Genomic DNA, 5,296 nt, shown 5'->3' on the forward strand with positions numbered 1-5,296 from the left:
TGAAGTCAGCGATCGCCACCGCCGCCGCGATCCGCGCGGGCGAAACCACCGCGCTGGTCGAGTGCGACGCGGCGATCGCGCGGATCGAAGCCGGTGATGGCGCGATCAACGCCGTCGTCATCCGCGGTTTCGACCGCGCGCGCGACGCTGCGCGCGCGGTCGATGCGGGGCCAAAGGACGACCGCGCGCTGCTCGGCGTGCCGATAACGGTCAAGGAAAGCTTCGACATTGCCGGTTTGGCGACGAGCTGGGGCTTTGCCGAACATGCCGATCATATCGCGACCGAGGATGCCGTCGCGGTCCAGCGGTTGAAGGCGGCGGGTGCGATCATCCTCGGCAAGACCAACATCCCGGTCGGTCTCGCCGATCTGCAGACCAACAACCCGAATTACGGGCGCACGCGCAACCCGCATAACCTCGACCGCGTCAGCGGCGGCTCCTCGGGGGGATCAGCGGCGGCACTTGCGGCAGGGTTCGTACCGCTCGAATTCGGGTCGGATATCGGCGGATCGATCCGCGTGCCCGCCGCCTTTTGCGGGGTGTGGGGGCACAAGCCGACCTTCGGGATGCTCGATACCGACGGCCATTATTTCCCGCGCACCCAAGGGGCCGCGCCGAACCTGAGCGTGATCGGCCCGCTCGCGCGCGATCCCGACGATCTTGCGCTCGCGCTCGATCTCGTAAGCGATCTACCCCTACCCAAGCCCACACCGCGCGGCGCAGGCGACTGGCGTATCCTCATCCTCGCGCGCCATCCGCTCGCGGCGGCTGCGGCGACGATATCCGGCGCGGTCGAAGCGGTCGGGGCCGCCTTTGCGCAAATCGGTGCAACGGTAGACTATCACAGTGACTTGCTCCCCGATCTTAAGAGTCAGCATGAGGATTACATGCGCATCCTCGCGGTCGCGATGGCGCGCGGGGCCCCCTCCCCCAGCGGCCCACCCTCGACCCCGATGATCGTTCTGCTCGACCGGCAAGCGGCGTGCCGCCGCGCGTGGCGTCGGCTGTTTCGCGCGTATGACGCGGTGATCGCCCCCGCCTGGGGCACGACGGCCTTCCCGCATGACGACACGCCGATCGGCGATCGCATCGCCATGATCGATGGCGTCGCGACGCCCTTCGCCGCGCAGATCGCCTATCCCGGCCTCGCCACCTTCCCGCTGCTGCCCGCCACCAGCGTCCCCGTCGGCGCCGATCCCGAGGGCATGCCGATCGGCGTGCAAGTGATCGCCGACCGGTATGCCGACCACACCGCCATCGCCGTCGCCCGCGTGGCGCACGACCTCGTCTGGAGCCGATAGATGACCGACCTCGACACGTTCCGCGCCGAAACCCGCGCCTGGCTGGAGGCGAATTGCCCGACCGAAATGCGCGAGCCCATCCGCTCCGACAAGGATGCCTGCTGGGGCGGCCGCAACCCCGATTTCCAGCCGGGCCAGAAGGAATGGATGGACGCGATGGCGTCGCGCGGCTGGACCGTGCCCGATTGGCCGGTCGCCTATGGTGGTGGTGGGCTGTCGCCGGCGGAAACCAAGATTTTGCGCGAAGAAATGGCGGCAATAAAGGCGCGCAACCCGCTCAATTCCTTTGGTATCTCGATGCTCGGGCCAGCATTGCTGAAGTACGGCACCGAGGAGCAGAAGCTCGATTACCTGACCAAGATTGCCAAGGGGCAAATCCGCTGGTGTCAGGGCTATTCCGAACCCAATGCCGGCTCCGACCTCGCCAGCCTCGCCACCAGCGCCGAGGATGCGGGCGACCATTATGTCATTAACGGGCAAAAGGTGTGGACCTCTTATGCCGACAAGGCCGACTGGATTTTCTGCCTCGTCCGCACCGACAAGACCAGCAAGCAAGGCGGGATCAGCTTCGTGCTGTTCGACATGGCCTCGCCCGGGGTGTCGACCAAGCCGATCCTGCTGATCTCGGGCTATTCGCCGTTCTGCGAAACCTTCATGGACAATGTGAAGGTCCCCAAGTCGCAGCGCGTCCATGACGAGAATAAGGGCTGGGACGTCGCCAAATATCTGCTGGGCCATGAGCGCGAGATGATTTCCGGCATGGGGCTGGCAAGTTCGGGCGGTAACCCGTTGATCGAAGGCGCAATCGCCACGATCGGCCTTGATCACGACGGCCGCCTCGCCGATCCGTTGCTCCGCGCGAGCATCGCCACTTTCGAAGTGCGCGCGAAAGCGTTCGGATCGATGTCCGAGCGCTTCATCGATGAATTGAAGGCCGGTCGCGCGCATCCCGCGCAGCCCTCGATGATGAAATATTACGGCACCGAACTCAACAAATCGCGCCATGAACTGATGATGGCGGCGGGTGGTTCGAACTTGCTCGAATGGGAAAGCGAAGCGTCGCGCGGCGGTGCCGAGGCGCGCGCTTGGCTGCGGACCAAGGCCAATTCGATCGAGGGCGGGACGAGCGAAGTCCAGCTCAACATCATCGCCAAGCGAATTTTGGAATTGCCCGCGTGACTTCACCCTCTCCCGCTTGCGGGAGAGGGTGGCCGAGCGAAGCGAAGGTCGGGAGAGGGCGGTGACACGGACGTCGGCGTTCGGGACTGCCCCTCTCCCCGACCCTCTCCCCTGAGGGGAGAGGGAGAAGAAGGAAGAAAAATGCCCCTATTTCTCGATGATGACCAAACCGCCCTGCAGGATACGATCCGCGATTTCGTCGGTGAACATGCGCCCGTCAAACATATGCGCGCGCTGCGCGATGCGAACGACGCGACCGGCTTCAGCCGTGATCTGTGGAAGAGCTTCGCCGAAATGGGCTTCACCGGCATCCTGATCGGTGCGGACGAAGGTGGCCTGGGGCTCGGCCATGTCGAGGCGGGCGTCGTGCTTGAGGAAATCGGCCGTAACCTGTCGCCCTCGCCCTTCCTGACCACCGCAGTCGCGGCGGTCGCGGCACTGCAGGGCACCGCCCACGCCGCGCGCTGGTTCCCCGGCATTCTCGCGGGTGACACTTTTGCAGCATTGGCGATCGATGAGCAGGCCAAGCACCGCGACAGCGTCGGCCTCACGGCCGAGCGTTCGGGCAACGGCTTCAAGCTGACCGGCAAGAAGCAATTCGTCACACACGGCCATGTCGCCGATCTGCTGATCGTCGCGGCCCGCACCGCTGGCAGCGCCGATGATTCCGCAGGCATCACCCTCTTCGCGATTCCCAAAAGCGCGGCGCACCTGACCGCGACGCCCGAGCGCCTCGCCGATTCGAGCATCGCCGCACGACTCGATTTCGACGGCGTCGAGATCGATGCCGATGCGGTGATCGGCGATGTCGATGACGGCCGCGCGCCGCTCGACCGGCTGCTCCGCGCCGGCCGGACCGGTGCCTCGGCCGAGCTGCTCGGCGTAGGCGGCGGGGCGATGGACATGACCGTCGGCTATCTGAAGCAACGCAAGCAATTCGGCACGACGATCGGCAGCTTCCAGGCGCTCCAGCATCGCGCCGCGCATCTCTACAGCGAGATGGAAGTCGCGCGCGCCGCAGTGATCAAGGCACAGCAACTGCTCGATGCCAATAGCGACGCCGCAGACGTTGCGGTTTCAGTCGCCAAGGCGATGACCGCAATGGCCACGACCTTGTCGGTGCAGGAAGGCGTGCAGATGCACGGCGGCATCGGCATGACCGATGAATATGACATCGGCTTCTACATGAAGCGCGCACGCGTGCTTGCCGAGATGTTTGGCGACGCCAATTTCCACGCCGACCGGATCGCGCGCGCGGCGGGCTATTGATGGACGACGCGCCCACCCCCGAACAGCTTGCGCAAAAGCTTGTCGATTTGCTCGATGTCGAGGAGATCGATACCGATCTGTATCGCGGCCGACGCGGTGACGACGGTGATGGACGCGTTTTCGGCGGGCAAGTGCTGGCGCAGGCCCTCCAGGCGGCGCAGCGCTCGGCCGATGCGGACAAAGCCGCGCATTCGCTGCATGCTTATTTCATGCGCCCCGGTGCCGGGGCGCATCCAATCATCTACAGGGTGGTCCGCGATTTCGACGGCAAGAGCTTTGCCACCCGCCGCGTGATCGCCACGCAAAAGGGCGTGCCGATCCTTACCCTGACGTGCTCGCTCCAACGGCCCGAGGCCGGCCTCGCGCATCAGGATATCATGCCCGACGTGCCCGCGCCCGAAGCGCTGAAAAGCGATCTCGAAATCCGGATCGAACACGCTGACCACATCCCCGAAAGCTTCCGCGCCAATTTCATGCGACCCCGCATGATCGAAAGTCGCCCGGTCAACGCGCGGAACTGGTTCAGCCCCGAAAAGCAAGATCCGCACCAGGTAAATTGGTTCCGCGTGGTCGCCCCGGTCGCCGACGACGCGGCATTGCACCGCGCGATCCTGACCTATGCGTCCGACATGTCGCTGCTCGGCACCGCGACGCTGCCGCACGGCGTCAATTGGATGACCCATAATCTGCAGAGCGCCAGCCTTGATCATACCGTGTGGTTGCACGAAGATTTCCGCGCCGACGATTGGTTGCTCTATGTGTGCGACAGCCCGTGGGCTGGCCACGCGCGCGGCTTCAATCGCGGCAAGATTTTCGCCCGCGACGGTCGGCTGGTCGCAAGCGTCGCGCAGGAAGGGTTGATGCGATTGCGGGAGTGACGCGATGAACGGGCTGACGGCGCAAATCGACGATTTTTCGCGGCGCGATTTTACCTTTACCGGCACGACCAAGCCGGTGTTGCTGATCGGCGACGCGGGTCCTGCGGTCATCGTGATCCACGAAGTCTATGGCTTCACGCCAGCGCTCGCGCGCTTTTGCCGGTGGATCGCGGAGTCGGGGATGCGGGTCTACGCGCCGATCCTGCTCGGCACGCCCGATGCGACCAATCCCGAAAAGATCAGCCGTCGTCGCCTATATGGGCTGTGCATCAGCCGCGAATTCACGCTGTTTCGAGCCGGTAAATCGAGTCCGATCGTCGATTGGCTCAGGCCGCTCGCGCAGCAGGCGCATCAGGAGTGCGGCGGGCCCGGCGTTGGCGTGATCGGCATGTGCCTGACCGGCGGCTTCGCGCTGTCGATGGCGGTCGATCCGGTCGTGCTGGCACCGGTGCTGTCGCAGCCGGGGATGCCGGTCATGGGCCCGGCGGCGCTCGACATCTCGGCCGCCGATTTGGCGATCGTCAAACAACGCACGATCGACGAGGGGCTGAGGCTCCGGGGCTATCGCTTCGATGGCGATCCGCTGTCGAAGCCCGCCAAATTTGCGACGTTGCGGCGGGAATTCGGCGACTCTTTCACCGGAGTCGAGCTGCCCGACGCGTGCGCTAA

General features: G+C 65.0%; 5 protein-coding genes. All 5 read left to right on the forward strand.

The genetic code is table 11. The annotated features are described in order from the left end of the window. Positions 1-1,301 (forward strand): amidase family protein (locus ABWP09_RS10055; protein WP_353205007.1); only part of this gene is annotated, 1,301 nt, incomplete at its 5' end. Next, positions 1,302-2,480 carry an acyl-CoA dehydrogenase family protein gene (locus tag ABWP09_RS10060; RefSeq protein WP_353205008.1) on the forward strand — a complete coding sequence of 393 codons (1,179 nt, stop codon included), beginning with the start codon at positions 1,302-1,304 and terminating at the stop codon, positions 2,478-2,480. It begins immediately after the preceding gene. A gap of 141 nt (positions 2,481-2,621) precedes the next feature. Beyond that, the gene (locus ABWP09_RS10065; RefSeq protein ID WP_353205009.1) at positions 2,622-3,749 is read left to right on the forward strand and encodes an acyl-CoA dehydrogenase family protein; all 1,128 of its coding nucleotides are present in this window, start codon (positions 2,622-2,624) and stop codon (positions 3,747-3,749) included. Beyond that, positions 3,749-4,627, forward strand: a complete 879-nt coding sequence (locus ABWP09_RS10070; RefSeq protein ID WP_188447066.1) for an acyl-CoA thioesterase — start codon at positions 3,749-3,751, stop codon at positions 4,625-4,627. The genes ABWP09_RS10065 and ABWP09_RS10070 overlap by 1 nt, the downstream gene beginning before the upstream one ends. A gap of 4 nt (positions 4,628-4,631) precedes the next feature. Continuing rightward, positions 4,632-5,296: dienelactone hydrolase family protein (locus ABWP09_RS10075; RefSeq protein ID WP_353205010.1), on the forward strand; the 665-nt coding region annotated here is incomplete at its 3' end.

Source organism: Sphingomonas sp. (assembly GCF_040398505.1).
Lineage (GTDB): Bacteria > Pseudomonadota > Alphaproteobacteria > Sphingomonadales > Sphingomonadaceae > Sphingomonas.